Here is a 16879-nt window from a genome sequence, read left to right as displayed (position 1 = left end):
GAGCGCCTTCAGTTCACCTGACGTTTTTCCAGCTTTCGGGCCAGCGTGCGGCGATGCATGCCGAGACGGCGCGCGGTCTCCGAAATGTTGAAATCGCTTTCCACCAGCGTCTGGTGGATGCGCTCCCATTCCAGCGTCTTGATCGAAGTCGGACGTTCCGTGAGCGCCACCTGAACGTCGCCCGTCGCTTTCTGGAACGCTTCCTCGATATCGTCGGTGTTCGAGGGCTTCGCAAGGTAATGACACGCGCCAAGCTTGATCGCCTCCACCGCCGTGGCGATGCTGGCATAGCCGGTGAGCACCACGATCAGCATCTCAGGGCTCAGCGCGTGCAGCGCTTCAACACAGGCCAGGCCCGAGGCGCCCGCAAGCTTGAGATCGACCACCGCATAGCCCGGTACCTTGTCGCCAAGCACCTCGGTCAAGGTCTCGAAGCCCTCGGAATGCAACACAGTGTAACCGCGACGCTCAAACGAACGCTTCAAGGTGCGCGCGAAACCTTCATCATCCTCGACAATGATCAGCAGACGTTCATCCGACATGTTTGCGCGCTCCAATCGCGAGGGCGGACAACGGCAGCGACAGCGTCACCAGGGCGCCGCCCACGGGCCGATTCTCTGCCACCACGGTGCCGCCCAGTTTGCGGACGGCATTGACCACCAGAAACAGACCGAGCCCGCGCCCGGACTGGCCCTTGCTTGAATTGTAGGGTCTTCCGAGATTCGCCAGCATCTCTTTGGGGAAACCCGGCCCCATGTCGCTGACCTTCAGTACCAGACATTCGCCATCGCGCTCGATGGCCAGCCGGACCCAGAGTGGAGATGCTTCATTCGCATTGTCGAGCACGTTGAAGATCATCTGCTTCAATGCCGAGTCCGACACAATCGGCATATCCTCGCCAAACCGGTTCTCATAGACCAGCGTGTTGATCGAGCGGGCGCCGCGCCAGTCCTCGACCAACTCGCCGAAAAAGCCATTGACTGTGGTCACGACCGGAGCCTCGCCGCGCATGTCGCCCGCCGACATCAGAATGCCGGTGACGATCGATTTGCAACGCTGCACATCGGCCTGCATCTCACTGATCTCTTCCATCAGCTCGGAATTAGCAGCAAGCGCCGGCATTCGGCGCCAGTCGCTGAGGATAACAGACAGTGATGCCAGCGGTGTGCCGAGTTCATGCGCGGCGCCCGAGGCGAGCAGGCCCATGCGCACGATATGATCTTCCTCCGCGGCTTGCTGGCGCAGTGCTGCGAGACCCTCGTCCCGCTCGCGCAAATTTTGCGCGATGCGCGCCATGAAAACGACGATCAGCGCCGCGTCCAGCACGAAGCAGATCAGCATGCCGATAATGTGCAACTGAAACAGGTCGTCGCGTAGCGCGTCCGGCAGCTCCAACGGGCGATGAAACACAATCAGCCCGGCGAAGCATAGACAGGCAACGATAACCACGACCCAGGTCGAGCGGCCATTCAGCAGCATCGCCCCGAGCGTCACCTGCAGAAGATAGAGCGACACGAATGGATTTGTCGCCCCACCGCTCAGATAGAGCTGCCCGGTCAACGCCGCCACGTCGAGCAGCAAGAGCAGCAGCAGTTCGCGGTCACGCGCGTCGGTCTGCTGGCGCAGCCACTCCTGGCTGATGACATTCAGGAATACCGAGCCACACAGCACCATGACCATGGCCATCAACGGTAGCGCGATCCCCATCACCAGATGCACGAAGCCGATGGTCAGGACCTGCCCGACAACGGCGATCCAGCGCAACTGGATCAGCAGATTGATATTCTTGATGTTGGTGGTCTCGTCGAGCGGTGAAGCCGCGAGCGCAGCACGTGCGGTCGCCCCCGCGCTAGGCGACGCGGTCACCGCACTGACGCCACTGACGTCTGGTGTCTCCACGTTGCTCTCTGCTCCCAAACCCGGCATCTCGCCCCGTCGGCCTGATCGGCCGGTCTCAATCGAACCGGCGCGTCGTCCATGACGTCATACGCGAGGTAGTGATTTTTTCCGAATCCGCCACTCGTCACGGGCGACGAACAAGGCGCCACCGGCCAGCATCAAAGCCAGGCCGAACCAGGTGATGGCATAGACCACGTGATTATTCGGGAACGCGATCACTGTCAGGCCGCCATGAGGCTGACCCGGCGCGTCCAGCGCGGCATGGGCATCGATGAAATAAGGCGCGACGACACCGAGCTTCTGGCTGGCCGCAATGGCCTCGACGTCGCGGGAATACCAGCGCTGGGCGACCGGATCGTTGCTGCGCAGGAACCCGCCCTTCGGCTCGGTGATGCGCAGGAGGCCCGTCACCGAGACCGGCGTCGCGGGCGCCCCGAATGCGCCAGCCTTACGCTCGTCCGGGCTGACAAAGCCCCGATTCACCAAAACGGTGTAGCCGGCCTCGGCGCGCAATGGGGTCAGCACCCAGAAGCCGGCGCCGAGATCCGAGACGGCCTGAACCAGAGTATCGGCACCCGGCACGAACCGACCGGTGACGCCGATGCGACGATATTCATCGTCACTGCGATTGATCGCAAGCCACGCCGCGGGCCCGGGTGCAGCTTCGGGCGCGGCGTGGCTGCGCTGATCGACACGTGCGATCAGATCCAGTTTCCAGGCGCGGCGTTCGACCTGCCAGATGCCCAGCGCGGTCAATCCCGCAATGCCGAGCAGCGCCAGCAGACCCAGCACCGCGAGCGTCGTCGCGCGACGTGGCGACCGCCCGGATTCGATGTTCGATTCAGAGGAGTCCTGTCTGGCCGGGCGGCCCACGACGATCCCGTCGTTGGCGCACGCCATGGCCATCAGGGCATATTCCTCATGTCGTGAACCGGCATCATGTTGACGTTGAGGTGATACATCACCCAGAGCGAGCCGCTCAGCGCAATAACCACGACGATGATCGTGAAGATCAGCGCCATCATCGTCCAGCCGGCATCCGACTTCGTGTTCATGTGCAGGAAGTAGATCATGTGAACCACGATCTGCACCACAGCGAACGCAACAACGATCGCGATAGTCCAGTTCTTATTCTCAATCGCATTGGTCATCACCAGCCAGAACGGAATGGCGGTGAGGACGACCGACAGGAAGAAGCCGATCAGATAGGACTTCATCGAACCGTGGTCGCGGCCGTCATCATGGCCGTGGTCATCGTGACCATGTCCGTGCGCGGCATGTGCATCGGCGCTCATCGCAGCACTCCCAGCAGATAAACAAAGGTGAAGACGCCGATCCAGACGACATCGAGGAAGTGCCAGAACATGCTCAGGCACATCAGACGGCGCTGATTCGCCTCGATCAGACCGAACCGGGCGACCTGCACCATCAGCGTAACCAGCCAGATGATGCCGAAGGTGACGTGCAGACCGTGGGTACCGACCAGTGTGAAGAAGGACGACAGGAAGGCGCTGCGCCAGGGTCCTGCACCTTCATGGATCATGTGGTGGAACTCGTAGAGTTCGATGCACAGGAAGGCCAGGCCGAACAGGCCGGTGATGCCGAGCCACATCTGGGTCGACTTCACTCTGCCCTTCATCATCTCCAGCATCGCGAAGCCATAGGTGATCGACGAGAACAGCAGCATCGCGGTGTTGAGCGCGACGAGCTTGAGGTCGAACAGATCCTTCGGCCCCGGCCCTGCGGCATAGCTGCCGCCGAGTACGCCGAAGGTTGCGAACAGCATCGCGAAGATAAGGCAGTCGCTCATCAGGTAGAGCCAGAACCCCAGCATGGTGCTGGAGCCGGCCGGATGATCGTGCTCGTCGACGACGTAGAAGACCGGAACTTCAGTGCCGTTTATCGTCTGGGTCGTAATATTCATGACGCGGCCTGCGCTGCGAGAAGTTTCGTACGGTCACCTTCGGTACGGATGACGTCCTCCACCGGGATATGGAAGTCACGGTTGTAGTTGAAGGTATGAAAGATCGCGACGGCGACGAGAGCGACGAAGCTCAGAGCCGCGAGCCACCACATGTACCAGATCAGAGCGAAGCCCATGGCCGTAGCGAGCACCGAGAGGATCACGCCAGTACCGGTGTTCTTCGGCATGTGGATCGGCTTGAAACCTTCCAGTGGACGGACATAACCGCGGCGCTTCATGTCCCACCACGAGTCGTTGTCGTGAATGACCGGGGTGAAGGCGAAGTTGTAGTCCGGCGGCGGCGACGACGTTGCCCATTCCAGCGTACGAGCGTTCCACGGATCGCCCGTGGTGTCGCGCAGTTTCTCGCGATTCCAGATGCTAACCGCGATCTGGACCAGAAAGGCGCCAATGCCGATGGCGATCAAGACGGCGCCGAAAGCCGCGATGATGAACCAGATCTGCAGAGACGGATCGTCGAAGGTACGCAGGCGACGGGTGACGCCCATCAGGCCGAGCACATAAAGCGGCATGAAGGCGAAGTAGAAGCCGACAACCCAGCCCCAGAACGACACTTTGCCCCAGAACGGATCGAGCCTGAATCCGAAGGCCTTCGGGAACCAGAAGTTGATCGCCGCGAAGATACCGAACACCACGCCGCCGATAATGACGTTATGGAAGTGGGCGATCAGGAACAGGCTGTTATGCAGCACGAAATCAGCCGGCGGGACCGCGAGCAGCACGCCGGTCATGCCGCCGATGACGAAGGTCAGCATGAAGGCGATCGTCCACATCATCGGCAATTCGAACCGGATGCGGCCGCGATACATCGTGAACAGCCAGTTGAATATCTTGGCCCCAGTCGGGATCGAGATGATCATCGTCGTGATGCCGAAGAAGGAATTCACGCTGGCGCCCGAGCCCATGGTGAAGAAGTGATGCAACCAGACGAGATAGGACAGGATGGTGATGACCAGCGTGGCGTAGACCATCGAGGTGTAGCCGAACAGCTTCTTGCCCGAAAACGTCGAGGTCACTTCCGAGAACACGCCGAACAGCGGCAGAATCAGGATGTAAACCTCCGGGTGGCCCCAAATCCAGATCAGGTTCACATACATCATCGGGTTGCCCCCGAGATCGTTCGTGAAGAAGTTGGTGCCGACGTAACGATCCAGCGACAGTAGCGCGAGCACGGCCGTCAGGATCGGGAAGGACGCGACGATCAGGACGTTGGTGCAGAGCGAAGTCCAGGTGAAGATCGGCATCTTCATCATGGTCATGCCGGGCGCACGCATCTTCACGATGGTCGCGATCAGGTTGATGCCCGATAGCGTCGTGCCCACGCCGGCGACCTGCAGCGCCCAGATGTAGTAGTCGACGCCGACATCAGGACTGTAGCCGATATTCGATAGCGGCGGATAAGCCAGCCAGCCGGTCTTGGCGAATTCACCGACGAACAGCGACATCATGACGAGGATGGCGCCACCGGTCGTCATCCAGAAGCTGAAATTGTTGAGGAACGGGAACGACACGTCGCGCGCACCGATCTGCAGCGGCACGATATAGTTCATCAGGCCGGTGACTAGCGGCATCGCCACGAAGAAGATCATGATCACGCCATGGGCCGTGAACACCTGATCGTAGTGATGAGCAGGGAGGAAGCCGTCCGAACCGTTGAAAGCCATGGCTTGCTGGGCGCGCATCATGATCGCGTCAGCGAAACCGCGCAGCAGCATGACAATGCCCAGCACCATATACATGATGCCGATCTTCTTGTGGTCCACGCTGGTGAACCATTCCTTCCAGAGATAACCCCAGAGCTTGAAATAGGTCAGCGCGCCAAGCAGCACGATGCCGCCGAGCGCGACCATGGCGAAGGTGGCGACCAAAATCGGTTCATGGAGCGGCAGCGATTCCAATGTCAGGCGGCCGAAGATGAACTTCGCGAGCCCGGTATTTGCCAGTGCGGCTGTATCAGACATTCAGATCAACCCGATCAGGTGTTGGAAGCGCGCCGCTCGGCAAGCGACGGCGCAGGCGTGAAATTGAACGGCGCGGGGGCGGCACCCGGGCGCGAGAGACCAGCACCGGTGACCGGTGTCGGGTCGAGCGGGGTCGTCGAAAGGCGATCAGACGCTTCGCGTGCAGCCTCGGCGAGGGTGCAGACGCTGGCGACGTAGTTCTTCGTCGAACTGGATCCGTCGAGCATCGAGATATTGTACTTCAGCGGCAGGATGTTGCGGGCGCTGGCGAGGCCGAGCCCGCCCTTCGCGTCGATCGCCATCATCTCGCTCATGCACATTTTGCCGGGCTGGGCGCACATGTTGAGGATCGCCTTATAGAGGTCAGGCGCGACTTCCTTGTAGAGACGAACCGGCACGTTCTCGCTGGGCTTTTCGAGCTCCAGATAGGCCTCGCGGCTCAGCGTCTCGCTGCTTGCCTTGGCCTTGGCGATCCAGGCATCGAAGCCAGCCTGATCGAGGCCATGGAACTTGAAGCGCATGCCGGAGAAGCCTGCGCCACTGTAGTTCGCCGAGAAGCCGTCATAGATGCCGGCCTTGTTGATGACCCCGTGCAGCTTCGTTTCCATTCCGGGCATCGCATAAATTTGACCGGCGAGCGCGGGGATATAGAAGGAGTTCATCACCGACGAGGCAGTGATCTTGAAGCGCACCGGGCGATCGACCGGGGCAGCCAGCTCATTGACCGTAGCAATGCCGTATTCCGGGTAGAAGAACAGCCACTTCCAGTCGAGCGCGACGACTTCGACCTGCAGTGGCTCGTTCAGGCTCGCCGCGTTGCCGGGCGCAATCCGGTCAAGCCGGCGATAGGGGTCGAGCAGATGCGTGCTGGACCAGGTCACGGCGCCGAGACAGATGATGATGAGGAGGGGCATCGACCAGATGACCAGCTCGAGATGGGTCGAGTGATCCCAGTCCGGTTCGTATTTGGCAGCGACATTCGACTGTCGGTACTTCCAGGCGAAGAACACAATAAGCGCCATCACCGGCACGATGATCAGCAGCATCAGCACGGTGGAAATGACCACGAGATCGCGTTGCTGCACTGCGATGTCACCCGCAGGATTCATGACGACGAAATTGCATCCGCCCAGCAAGGCAACCGAGGGCAGCAAAAGGAGTATCCGTAGGCGGCTCAAGGTGTTACCCATTCGATAATGTCCGTTCGCGTGCACGGTTAGGCGCATTTGCTGCAGGGCAACATTGGACAATTTGTCCAATGGTCCGAAGACGCCGTTCGCGACAAATCGTCAACCTCGCGTCGCCCCTTGGGCGTCGATTGCATGACCTTCAACACACCACTGACGGATAGAAAAAATGGCGCAGACGTCATCGACGATGGAACGGGACGCACGCCTTCTGCACGCGGATGGCCACGGCAAGGTCAACCCGGGCGAGATCGCCATCGGCGTGATCATCGGCCGAACCTCCGAGTTCTTCGACTTCTTCGTCTATGCGATCGCCTCGGTGCTGGTGTTTCCGAAGCTCGTCTTCCCCTATCTCGACCCGCTGACCGGCACCCTCTATTCCTTTGCGATCTTTTCGCTGGCCTTCATCGCCCGTCCGATCGGCACGATGATCTTCACGGCCATCGATCGTAGCCAGGGCAAGGGCGCCAAGCTGACGATCGCGCTATTCCTGCTCGGCGTCGCCACCGTCGCCATCGCTTTCCTGCCCGGTTACGAATCGATCGGCGTCGCGTCGGCCTGGCTGCTGGCGGCCGCACGTATCGGCCAGGGCATTTCCTGGGGCGGCACGTGGGACGGCCTTGCTTCGCTGCTGGCGCTGAATGCGCCGGAGGGCAAGAAAGGCTGGTACGCCATGATTCCGCAGCTCGGCGCGCCGATCGGTTTGCTGGTGGCCAGCGCGCTGTTCGCCTTCTTCGTCGACACCCTGTCCGCTGAGGACTTCCTCGACTGGGGCTGGCGCTATCCGTTCTTCGTCGCTTTCGCCATCAACGTCGTCGCGCTGTTCGCCCGTCTGCGCATGGTGGTGACGCCCGGCTACACCGAGCTGTTCGAAGCCCGCGAGCTCGAACCGTCCTCGATCACCGAGACGATCGCCTCGCAGGGCCGCACCGTGGTGATCGGCGCTTTCGCCCCGCTGGCGAGCTTCGCGCTGTTCCACATGGTCACAGTGTTCCCGCTCTCCTGGGTGTTCCTGTTCACCCGCGAAGCACCCAGCCGCTTCCTGCTCGTCGAATGTATCGGCGCCGTGTTCGGTATCATCGCCATGATCGTATCGGGCTATGTCGCCGACAAGGTCGGCCGCCGCACGTTGCTGACCGGTTCGGCGATTGCCATCGCCGTGTTCAGCGGCTTCGCCCCGCAGATGCTGGACGGCGGCATCGTCGGCGAACTGGCCTTCATGGTGACCGGCTTCATCCTGCTCGGCCTGTCGCTCGGTCAGTCGTCAGGCTCGGTCGCATCGAGCTTCTCCAAGCGCTTCCGCTATACCGGTTCAGCGCTCACCACAGACCTTGCCTGGCTGTTCGGCGCCGGCTTCGCGCCATTCGTGGCGCTGGTGATGTCGAGCCGCTTCGGCCTGTCCTCATCGGGCGTTTATCTGCTGTCGGGCGCGGTCATGACCCTGCTTGCGATCTCGATCAACCGGCAGTTCGCCAGCCGCGACGCTTCGGCGATCGAGTCGTAAGCAACATTGACGCTGGACAGAAAGAGCCTCGGTTCTGATCAGAACCGAGGCTCTTTCTGTTTGTTTTGAATTGGTTCCCTGACGCGAACCTGCATCCGCTTCGCTTAGGATGCGTTCGGCAGCGCCTTGCAGATCGTCATACCGGCCTGACTTCAGCGACCACAGGAATGCCACGAGGCCAAGCCGAGCCCGATGGCAATCGGGATCAAACAGAAATAATCCGTCATTCCGCCGGCTCCATTCTGACCGACATGCGCGGCGTTGATACGTTGGCCCCCTGAGACTTGTCGGACCTGCTGCGGCCACGCAGCCGCAGCGCATTGGCGACCACCACGATGGACGAGCCGGACATCGCGATGGCTGCGACCAGCGGTGTGACATGGCCCATGATCGCGATCGGCACTGCGATGAAATTGTAGCCGACCGCCAGCGCGAGATTCTGGCGCACCAGATGCCCGGCCTCGCGGGACACTGCGATTGCCTGCGACACCGCCGACAGATCCTCGCGCAGGAAGACGAGATCGGCAGCGTTGCGCCCGACATCGGCAGCCGAGGCCGGCGCCATCGACGCATGCGCGGCCATCAGCGCCGGCGTGTCATTGAGTCCGTCGCCGACCATCAGCACTTTCTTGCCGGCGGATGCCAGCGCTGCCACATGCGCCGCCTTGCCGCCCGGCAACACGCCGGCGAAATACGGCACGCCCATGCCGATCGCGAGTGTGCGCACCGGCATCTCTCGATCGCCCGACACGACCTCCACAGCAAGACCATCGCATTTCAATGCGAAGACCGTCTCAGTCGCACCCGCACTCAAACGATCCTCGAAGCGGAAATCCGCCAGGCATCGCCCATCGCGCGACAGCACCACGGAGGAGCCATCGAGATCCACCCCGCTGATATCGGCGAGGGCCCATTCCGGCCGCCCGAGGCGAAGCACGCTGCCACCGAGACGCGCTTCCATGCCGCAGCCCGGATGTTCGGAGACATCATCGAGTACAATCGGAGCCTGCGCCGCCACAGCGGCAGTTGCGAGCGCACGCGAATAGGGATGTCGCGAATGCGCGGCGACCGCACCGGCCAGTGCAAGCGTCGCCGGATCGATCGCTTCTGCATTGACGACGCGGGGATTGCCGAGCGTCAACGTTCCCGTCTTGTCGAACACCACCGTATCGACCTCGGCAAGGCGCTCCAGCGCACCGCCATCCTTGATCATGATGCCGCTCTCGAACAGCCGTCGTGCGGCAACCACCTGGACCATCGGCACGGCAAGACCGAGCGCGCAGGGACAGGTGATAATGAGCACCGCCACTGCAATGGTGATTGCGCGATGCACGTCGCCCGACGCGATGAGCCAACCTACCAGCGTGATGGCGGCGGTGAGATGTACCACCGGCGCGTAAAGCCCGGCCGCACGATCGGCGATGCGACGATAGACCGAGCGGCCCTGCTCTGCGGCTTCCATCATCCGCAGCATTTCCGCGAGGAACGAATCGTTGGCGGAGGCTTTCGCCGTGATGATCAGGGGCCCCGTGAGATTCAGCGTGCCTGCGCGCAGCACCGAACCAGGGAGCGCCGGCTGCGGCACGCTTTCGCCGGTGACCAGCGAGACATCGAGTTCTGACAGACCCTTGGTCACCGTTGAGTCGACCGGCACCCGCTCGCCGGCAGCGAGCATGATGGTCATACCCACAGTGATTTCGCCCACCGGCAGATAGGTCTGCGAACCGTCATTCTGCAGCACCAACGCACCGCGCGCGGCCAGACGCGCCAGCCCCTTCACCGCGACACGCGCACGCTCGCGCATCATGTGATCAAGGGTACGGCCGATCAGCAGGAAGAACAGCAGCGTCACCGACGCATCGAAATATGCGTGCGGCCCATGCGTTGCGGTCTCATACAGGCTCATGCCGAAGGCCAGCAGCACGCCGAGCGAGATCGGCACATCCATATTGGTGCGACCGTGACGTAGCGCCTGCCACGCCGAACGAAAGAACACCCGACCCGAATAGAACAGCGTCGGCAACGCGATCAACGCGGAAATGCCGTGGAACAGATCGCGTGTCGCGGGCTCTGCGCCTGACCACACCGACACCGACAACAGCATGATATTGCCGGCCGCAAAGCCCGACACCGCCAGCGCCCGGATCAATTCCGACAGCGTCGTGTCCTTGGCATCGCCATCGACTTCGAACAGATGCGCCTCATAGCCAACATTGCGCAGCGTCTCGATGAAAGGCGGCGGCGCGGCATCGACGTGCCATTTGATGGTGACGCGCTTGGTGGAGAGATTGACCCGCGCCCAGGTCACGCCATCGAGCGCACCCAGCGCTTGTTCGACCGTGCGAATACAGGCCCCGCAATGAACATCCGGGACCGAGAGGTCGGTTTGCCTTAAACCGCCGGCAATGGTCCGGCTGGCCAGCAGCACCTCGCGGGGATCCGGCGCCGCCAGCATGGCCAATTCTGCTCCTGAGCCACAGCAACTCATCGGCGACCTCGTTTCTCATGTTGCGCATGATCCTTTCGAAAACCCGGTTTCCACTTTTCCGGATCATGCCGGGCACCTCGACACCCCGCTTCATCGCCATATAGGCGCGCCACGTCCCGTGACCGGGCACGGGAAACACGACGATCATACCGAGCAGCCCGGTCATGACATTGATCAAGAACAAAGCCAGCGCGATTCTCGCTCAGGTCAGCATGACCGGCAGATTGGCGCAGACCATCCCCATACGGGTGCCCATGGCAGTCAACGCATCGGTACGCTCGTTGAGCAGCATCGGAATGGCGCACCCAGGACCGACCACCAATCTTGCGATCGAGCGGTGCCAGCCGGGAATCCCCTGCCCGTCTCGCGGCGGCTCCGCCGCCGCTCCGGTTGACATAGGTCAAGCCCGCGAACGAATTCCGACCGGGATCAATCGCCATTTCTGGCATTTATAGCCAATGTCGCGCAGCCGGATCCGGCATGCCTCTTCTACAGGTGCAGGCAGAATGCCTGCGCCTGTTAGTCCTTCACGTCGTAACGATAGGATTTCGACACGATCTGCCAGCCATCGGCCAGCTTCATCGCGATCAGGTAATCGGTGAAGTAACGCGGCGGCAGCTGACAGCGCACCTTGATGAAGGCTGTTTTGTCGTCGGATCGATCAATGGTGACGATGAGATCATCGCGGGTCTTGCCATCGACCTTGCCCGAGGTCCGCGTGCGAACCATTGCCATCCAGTCCGGCATGGGCAGCACTTTCAGCTCACCATTCTCGACCCAGCGCAGGTCCGCGGTCGGATGAAAGATCGCGCCAAGCTTGTCGGCATCAGCCTCATAGAGACCGTCGAAATAATGCTGAATCACCGCCTCGACGGTCGAACGATCGTAAGCCAACTTATTCCCCCACCCACAATCAGATTGACCCTTATAACATGAAAGCGATGACGGGCATGCTATAACGCTGCATAGGTGGTCCGGCTTTAGATCACTTGCCGTCGCCGAGCATCTTTCGGAAGCGCTCGATCTCCTGCGGCACGAAGGCCGCGAGATAGGCCGGTGCCATTTCGGCATCGCTGGCGGGCATGGAGCCGAGATCATCGAGCCGTTTCTGATAATCGGGATTGGCAACGGCAGCGCGCATCGCGGCATTGAGCTTCCCGATAATCGGCGCAGGTGTGCCCTTCGGCGCAAACAACGCGTACCAGCCGGATATTTCAAACTGCGGCAACCCGGCCTCGCCGGCGGTCGGAACATCAGGCAAATGCGGCAACCGCGTGCGGGACGCCAGCGCGATGGCCCGGATGAGACCGCTCTGAATGGCCGGCGTTACTGACGCCGAGGAATCGCAGATGCCGTCAATCTGTCCGCCGATCAGATCATTCAATGCCGGCCCGCCGCCGCGATAGCCGACCAGCGTGACATCGATGCCCGCAGCCTGAACGAAAGCCTTGCAGAACAGATAGTTCTGCGAGCCTACGCCAGAGTGCCCGATGTTGAGGCGGCCGGGATTCTGTTTCGCATGAGCGATGAATTGCGCGAGATTGTCGGCTGGAAAATTGCGCCGGATGGCGACCATGGCGGAACTCTTGTTGAACATGCCGATTCCTGTGAAATCCGACGGCGCAAATTTCACATCGGGCGTGAACAGATAGACTGCTGTGTTGGTACCGCTATTGCCCTGCACGATGGTGTAGCCATCCGGTGGAGCCTGCGCGACGCGGGCCAGCGCTACGGCCCCACCCGCGCCGCCGATATTTTCGATCACGATGGGCTGACCGAGATGCCGGCTCATCTGTTCGGCAATCAGCCGTGCATTGACGTCGGAACTGCCGCCCGCAGCGAATGGCACAATCAGCGTGATGGGACGGGTGGGATAGTCCTGCGCGGACGCATACAGCGGCGCGATCAGCACCAGACAGAGCGGAGCAAGCCTGAACCAAGCCATCCCAAATCCTCCCTGACCAGGTCATCCCTGATTTTTCCGTGATCTTAGGGAGTATCCGGCGCCGGAGGCAAAGACATGTTATGCTGCAAAGCGGCGTAGCCGACGGCGTGTTGCGCCACTCCTTGACGTTTACGGAGGTCCTGATGACCATCTCCATGGTTCACCCAACGATCGACACCAAGGGCCTGCTGACCGGCGCCCAATTCGCCGATGCCTTTAGCATTTCCACCGAGACGACGGACCTGACCGCCCGCGACGCCGCCACCCGTATGCTCAGTCACTCTGCACCTTGGGTGGTCGCCCTCACGCGGCTGCGGGATCTGATCGTTGCGCCCTTTGGGCTGAAGACGGCGCACTCCGCGCGTCGCGCTGATATCGACAAGATCGGCCTTTTTCCGGTGCTCACCGAGACGCCGCAGCGTCTGGTCGCCGGCTTCAACGACAATCATCTCGATTTTCGCGTTGTGGTCGATGTCGCGCCAGATGGCGCCGGTCAGCGCGTCACCGCTACGACAGTGGTGCTGATGCACAACTGGTTCGGACGTATCTACCTGACGGTCATCAAGCCGTTTCACCGGATGGTTGTCCGTTCCATGCTGCAACAGGTCGCGCGTTGATTTCGCCGTGGCGCCGTGGGGAACCTGGGTCATCGCAGCCCGTTAGCCCATATGCCATTTACCGGGATTGATCCGCCGAACGACGAGCTGAAAGTCAAGCTGGCGCGCGCGTTTGACGCCGCATGGCAGCCCTTTGTGGCACATGAAGGCGCGGCCGCAGACACGCCAGAGAATCGCCGCCGCCTTGCAGCGCGGATTGTTGCCGTGGCGCGATCCGGACAGATCGATGAAAAAACGCTCGGCGAAGCGGGCCTGATTTACCTGCGCGTGATTGCCGAAGCCGCGCGACTGTCGGTCCGTATCCGCGAAGTGTCATCTCCCGGTCTTGCGCCTCTGGCGAACGACCAGCGAACCCAATCGTTCGGCCCGGAGATCGTTGCGGCCATGTCCACCGCACTGGACCGCTGTCTTGACGAGCTGCCGCTGCGGATTTCGTCGGATGCGGTTCAATTGCTCTCCAGCAGCATCCTCGACGAAGCGTCGCGCGGCGAGCGCGATCCCGAAAAGCTGCAGCTCCACGCTTTGGCGGCGCTCAAGTCCCGTCAGTAAGCTCCTTGCTCACCGGTTCTGGGTCCGTCTCGGCCCATTCGGCGACGCAACGCTCGAGATCCTTCAAGTTCTGCCGCATCTGCTCCAGCGAGAAACCGATCGCGAAAAAGCGTTCGGCGACATCGCCGGGCAATCCGCGCGTCAGTCCTTCCTGCCGAAGCGCGGCAACTTCCCCGGCATAGGCCTGCAATGCGGTCTGCACCGGCCAGATCGCCGGCGCTCCAGTGCCACCGCGCAACGCCACGGCGGTCGAATGCAGAAATGTCGCCATAGCATCGCTCACGCGAGACAGTGGCCCGGCGAGACGAATCTGTAGCGCAGACGGCAAAGGCACCACCGTCGAGCGCCCGATCATCACCAGATCGTGCCTTAGCCGCAGCGTCGTACGCAGCAACGGGCCGGTATCGGGACCGCTCGACAGATGCGCAGCGCGCTCGCGCTCTGCTTCTGCACCGATCGCATTCAGATTGGTGAGCGCATGACCGATGCCATCCTGCAATCGGTGCAGCGCCTCGTTGTCGCGACCGCGCGTCAGCGACGCGAGCAGTTCGGTGAGCGCTGTGGCGATCAGATCGAGCGCCTCGGCCGAACTGGCGCGGACCTGACTATGCGCCCGCGACGGCAGCACGAGGAACGACACCAGCAGACCTGTGACGGCACCAACTGTCACTTCGAGCACACGATCGATGGCGGATTCGAGCGGCGTGTTGTGGTTCATCATCGGCAGCAGCAGCACGATGATCGCCGTCACCGTCGCGACATTCAGGCTCGGATTGATGGCCGCGATGAAGGCCAGCGGGGCCACCGCCAGCACCAGAACGGCCAACAGCGCACCTTCATTGGAATGCGGGATCAGAATCGCCACTGCGCCGCCATAAATGGCGCCGCCGATGGTCCCGACCAGATAATCGCGCGTCGCCTTCAACGACCGTCCGACGCTCATTTGCGTCACGATGATCGCGGTCAGCACCGCCCAGAGCGGCAGTTTGAGCCCTACAGTCAGGGCCACGATCAGCGCGGCAAGCGCGGCGGCCGTCACCCGGACGCCGAGGCCGAGTTCGACCTTGCGCGCCTGAAAGAAGGCAACCACCCGTTTCAGGAAGCCGAGAATTCGCTTCGATGCGGACATGTCCAGATTGATCCCTGAAACGGATTTTGACGAACTGGTTTCAGCATGGCTGATCCACGCGTCGCCATGCCGGCTTGAAACGCCCATTTGGTCCGCCTAAGGCTATTTCAACAAGAGTGAGGAAACACAATGGCTAACGAGACTGCAACGCTTGCCGCCTATGTCGCTGACCTGAAATTCGACGACATTCCGCAGGACGTGCTGGAACGAGCCAAGGTCCTCACCCTCGATTATCTCGGCAGCACCATCCGTGCCCGCAGCGAGGCCGAATCCACCCCATCCTTGCTGAAGATGCTGGAAGCCCTGTCGCTGGACGGCAAGGGCGAAGCCACCGTGTTCGGCGACAGCAAGACCTGGACACCGGCCGTAGCCGCCCTGCTCAACGGCGCGCTCGGCCACTCGCTCGATTTCGACGATACCCATGCAGATTCCTCGCTGCATCCGAGCGCTCCCGTGGTGCCCGCCGCCTTTGCCGTGGGGGAAATGGTCGGCGCCTCCGGCAAGGATGTGCTGACCGCGATCGTCGCCGGCTATGAGGTCTGCTGCCGGCTCGGCAACGCCCTCGACCCGACCTCCCATTATGCCAAGGGCTTCCATCCCACCGCCACCGCCGGCACCTATGGCGCCGCCGCTGCAGCCGGCAAACTGTTCGGACTCTCGAAGGATCAGCTGATTTCGGCTTTCGGCGTGTCGGGCAGCCAGGCGGCGGGTTCGCTGCAATTCCTTGTCAACGGCGCCTGGAACAAACGTTACCAGGTCGGGGCTGCAGCCATGAACGGCGTGATCGCCGCAACGCTGGCGCGCAACGACTTCATCGGTGCGACCGAATCCGTCGAAGGCAAGCATGGCTTGCTGGTCGGCTACAGCGACGATGCGCATCCCGAAAAGGCCGTGGCTGATCTCGGCTCGGTCTATGAGACCATGAAGATCGGTATCAAGCCCTATCCGAGCTGCCGCTACACCCACGCCGCCATCGACGCTCTGCTCGCAATGCGCCGCGAACACAATCTGACGCCCGAACAGGTCAAGCGCGTCGAGATCGGCCTGCATCGCAACGGCATCACGCTGACTGGCGACGCCGCCACCAAGCGCCATCCGAGCTCCATCGTCGGCGGCCAGTTCTCGATGTTCTTCACCGGCGCGCTGGCGCTCGATCAGGGCAGCTTCGGCTGGGACGACTACAAGCGTCTCGGCGACAGCGCGATCAATATGCTGGCCGACCGTTTCGACGTGGTTCAGGACGCGCGCCTTGAAGGCAAGCGCCATCCGTTCGGAGCGCGCGTCAGCATCACCACCGAGGATGGCGTGCATGAGCGCATCTATGCGGACCCGTCGGGCGAACCGACTTCGTTTCCCGATGCCGCCGCCATGCAGCAGAAATTCCTGCAGCTCGCGCGCCCCGTGCTGAATAATCGCGCCGAGAAATTTGCCGACGCCATTCTCTCGCTCGAGAATTTCGACCACGTTGCGACTGCGACCGCGCTGGGGCGCTGACGACCTCACGATCAACGTCGCTGCGGTTACACCGCACGGCAACTATAAATAACGACGCGCAGCCGTTTACACGCTCTTCCTCCCGTTGCTATCGTCGCGGCAACACAAAGCAAACGGGAGGA

The 16879-nt window shown here is 61.7% G+C and carries 16 protein-coding genes and 1 pseudogene; 4 read left to right on the top strand and 13 right to left on the bottom strand.

The window, feature by feature from the left end; translation table 11 throughout:
- Positions 1–8: 8 nt before the first annotated feature.
- Genes AC1RLZ_RS09835 through cyoA form a run of 7 tightly spaced genes read right to left on the bottom strand, consistent with a single transcriptional unit; the run spans position 9 to position 7022 of the window.
- Positions 9–542: a response regulator transcription factor gene (locus tag AC1RLZ_RS09835; RefSeq protein WP_184512409.1), complete on the bottom strand. Its 534-nt coding sequence runs from the start codon at positions 540–542 to the stop codon at positions 9–11.
- On the bottom strand, positions 532–1926 hold the full coding sequence (locus AC1RLZ_RS09830) for an ATP-binding protein (RefSeq protein WP_493188493.1): 1395 nt from the start codon (positions 1924–1926) through the stop codon (positions 532–534). The genes AC1RLZ_RS09835 and AC1RLZ_RS09830 overlap by 11 nt, the downstream gene beginning before the upstream one ends.
- A gap of 57 nt (positions 1927–1983) precedes the next feature.
- Complete coding sequence (locus AC1RLZ_RS09825; RefSeq protein ID WP_493188492.1) at positions 1984–2805, bottom strand: SURF1 family protein; 822 nt, start codon at positions 2803–2805, stop codon at positions 1984–1986.
- Positions 2805–3194 carry a cytochrome o ubiquinol oxidase subunit IV gene (gene cyoD, locus AC1RLZ_RS09820; protein WP_493188491.1) on the bottom strand — a complete coding sequence of 130 codons (390 nt, stop codon included), beginning with the start codon at positions 3192–3194 and terminating at the stop codon, positions 2805–2807. The genes AC1RLZ_RS09825 and cyoD overlap by 1 nt, the downstream gene beginning before the upstream one ends.
- Positions 3191–3823, bottom strand: a complete 633-nt coding sequence (gene cyoC, locus AC1RLZ_RS09815) for a cytochrome o ubiquinol oxidase subunit III (RefSeq protein WP_371420364.1) — start codon at positions 3821–3823, stop codon at positions 3191–3193. The genes cyoD and cyoC overlap by 4 nt, the downstream gene beginning before the upstream one ends.
- Positions 3820–5844: a cytochrome o ubiquinol oxidase subunit I gene (gene cyoB / locus AC1RLZ_RS09810; RefSeq protein ID WP_371420365.1), complete on the bottom strand. Its 2025-nt coding sequence runs from the start codon at positions 5842–5844 to the stop codon at positions 3820–3822. The genes cyoC and cyoB overlap by 4 nt, the downstream gene beginning before the upstream one ends.
- A gap of 14 nt (positions 5845–5858) precedes the next feature.
- Positions 5859–7022: a ubiquinol oxidase subunit II gene (cyoA, locus tag AC1RLZ_RS09805; protein ID WP_493188684.1), complete on the bottom strand. Its 1164-nt coding sequence runs from the start codon at positions 7020–7022 to the stop codon at positions 5859–5861.
- Positions 7023–7200: 178 nt separating this feature from the next.
- On the opposite strand from cyoA, the gene AC1RLZ_RS09800 reads away from it, so the two are divergent.
- Entirely contained in the window at positions 7201–8535 is a 1335-nt protein-coding gene (locus AC1RLZ_RS09800) for an MFS transporter (protein ID WP_493188490.1), read from the top strand.
- A gap of 78 nt (positions 8536–8613) precedes the next feature.
- On the opposite strand, the pseudogene ccoS reads toward AC1RLZ_RS09800, so the two are convergent.
- The 5 genes and pseudogenes from ccoS to AC1RLZ_RS09775 form a co-directional block, all read right to left on the bottom strand.
- Positions 8614–8748 (bottom strand): annotated as a pseudogene (ccoS, locus tag AC1RLZ_RS09795) (cbb3-type cytochrome oxidase assembly protein CcoS); the annotation flags it as partial.
- Between the two features lie 10 nt (positions 8749–8758).
- Positions 8759–11023, bottom strand: a complete 2265-nt coding sequence (locus AC1RLZ_RS09790) for a cation-translocating P-type ATPase (protein WP_493188489.1) — start codon at positions 11021–11023, stop codon at positions 8759–8761.
- 202 nt (positions 11024–11225) lie between these two features.
- Complete coding sequence (locus AC1RLZ_RS09785; protein ID WP_493188488.1) at positions 11226–11420, bottom strand: hypothetical protein; 195 nt, start codon at positions 11418–11420, stop codon at positions 11226–11228.
- A 122-nt stretch (positions 11421–11542) separates the two neighbouring features.
- On the bottom strand, positions 11543–11917 hold the full coding sequence (locus AC1RLZ_RS09780; protein ID WP_493188487.1) for a nuclear transport factor 2 family protein: 375 nt from the start codon (positions 11915–11917) through the stop codon (positions 11543–11545).
- Between the two features lie 91 nt (positions 11918–12008).
- Complete coding sequence (locus AC1RLZ_RS09775; protein ID WP_493188486.1) at positions 12009–12968, bottom strand: tripartite tricarboxylate transporter substrate-binding protein; 960 nt, start codon at positions 12966–12968, stop codon at positions 12009–12011.
- A 143-nt stretch (positions 12969–13111) separates the two neighbouring features.
- Between AC1RLZ_RS09775 and AC1RLZ_RS09770 the strand changes: the two genes are divergently transcribed.
- Together AC1RLZ_RS09770 and AC1RLZ_RS09765 are read left to right on the top strand one after the other, a co-directional pair.
- On the top strand, positions 13112–13585 hold the full coding sequence (locus AC1RLZ_RS09770) for a DUF2867 domain-containing protein (protein WP_493188683.1): 474 nt from the start codon (positions 13112–13114) through the stop codon (positions 13583–13585).
- A 51-nt stretch (positions 13586–13636) separates the two neighbouring features.
- Complete coding sequence (locus tag AC1RLZ_RS09765) at positions 13637–14134, top strand: hypothetical protein (protein ID WP_493188485.1); 498 nt, start codon at positions 13637–13639, stop codon at positions 14132–14134.
- Here AC1RLZ_RS09765 and AC1RLZ_RS09760 read toward each other — a convergent pair.
- Positions 14118–15263 carry an FUSC family protein gene (locus tag AC1RLZ_RS09760; protein ID WP_493188484.1) on the bottom strand — a complete coding sequence of 382 codons (1146 nt, stop codon included), beginning with the start codon at positions 15261–15263 and terminating at the stop codon, positions 14118–14120. The two genes, AC1RLZ_RS09765 and AC1RLZ_RS09760, sit on opposite strands and share 17 nt — an antisense overlap.
- A gap of 129 nt (positions 15264–15392) precedes the next feature.
- Between AC1RLZ_RS09760 and AC1RLZ_RS09755 the strand changes: the two genes are divergently transcribed.
- Positions 15393–16757, top strand: a complete 1365-nt coding sequence (locus AC1RLZ_RS09755; RefSeq protein ID WP_493188483.1) for an MmgE/PrpD family protein — start codon at positions 15393–15395, stop codon at positions 16755–16757.
- Positions 16758–16879 lie beyond the last annotated feature (122 nt).

This window comes from Tardiphaga sp. GW822-FHT04G09, assembly GCF_058800725.1.
This window is presented reverse-complemented; position numbering and strand designations above follow the sequence as displayed.

Excerpts from the sequence above, each read along its gene's own strand:
- AC1RLZ_RS09835 (WP_184512409.1), bottom strand. The coding sequence starts at position 542 with ATGTCGGATGAACGTCTGCTGATCATTGTCGAGGATGATGAAGGTTTC.
- AC1RLZ_RS09830 (WP_493188493.1), bottom strand. The coding sequence starts at position 1,926 with ATGCCGGGTTTGGGAGCAGAGAGCAACGTGGAGACACCAGACGTCAGT.
- AC1RLZ_RS09825 (WP_493188492.1), bottom strand. The coding sequence starts at position 2,805 with ATGGCCATGGCGTGCGCCAACGACGGGATCGTCGTGGGCCGCCCGGCC.
- cyoD (WP_493188491.1), bottom strand. The coding sequence starts at position 3,194 with ATGAGCGCCGATGCACATGCCGCGCACGGACATGGTCACGATGACCAC.
- cyoC (WP_371420364.1), bottom strand. The coding sequence starts at position 3,823 with ATGAATATTACGACCCAGACGATAAACGGCACTGAAGTTCCGGTCTTC.
- cyoB (WP_371420365.1), bottom strand. The coding sequence starts at position 5,844 with ATGTCTGATACAGCCGCACTGGCAAATACCGGGCTCGCGAAGTTCATC.
- AC1RLZ_RS09800 (WP_493188490.1), top strand. The coding sequence starts at position 7,201 with ATGGCGCAGACGTCATCGACGATGGAACGGGACGCACGCCTTCTGCAC.
- AC1RLZ_RS09790 (WP_493188489.1), bottom strand. The coding sequence starts at position 11,023 with ATGAGTTGCTGTGGCTCAGGAGCAGAATTGGCCATGCTGGCGGCGCCG.
- AC1RLZ_RS09785 (WP_493188488.1), bottom strand. The coding sequence starts at position 11,420 with ATGTCAACCGGAGCGGCGGCGGAGCCGCCGCGAGACGGGCAGGGGATT.
- AC1RLZ_RS09775 (WP_493188486.1), bottom strand. The coding sequence starts at position 12,968 with ATGGCTTGGTTCAGGCTTGCTCCGCTCTGTCTGGTGCTGATCGCGCCG.
- AC1RLZ_RS09770 (WP_493188683.1), top strand. The coding sequence starts at position 13,112 with ATGACCATCTCCATGGTTCACCCAACGATCGACACCAAGGGCCTGCTG.
- AC1RLZ_RS09765 (WP_493188485.1), top strand. The coding sequence starts at position 13,637 with ATGCCATTTACCGGGATTGATCCGCCGAACGACGAGCTGAAAGTCAAG.
- AC1RLZ_RS09760 (WP_493188484.1), bottom strand. The coding sequence starts at position 15,263 with ATGTCCGCATCGAAGCGAATTCTCGGCTTCCTGAAACGGGTGGTTGCC.
- AC1RLZ_RS09755 (WP_493188483.1), top strand. The coding sequence starts at position 15,393 with ATGGCTAACGAGACTGCAACGCTTGCCGCCTATGTCGCTGACCTGAAA.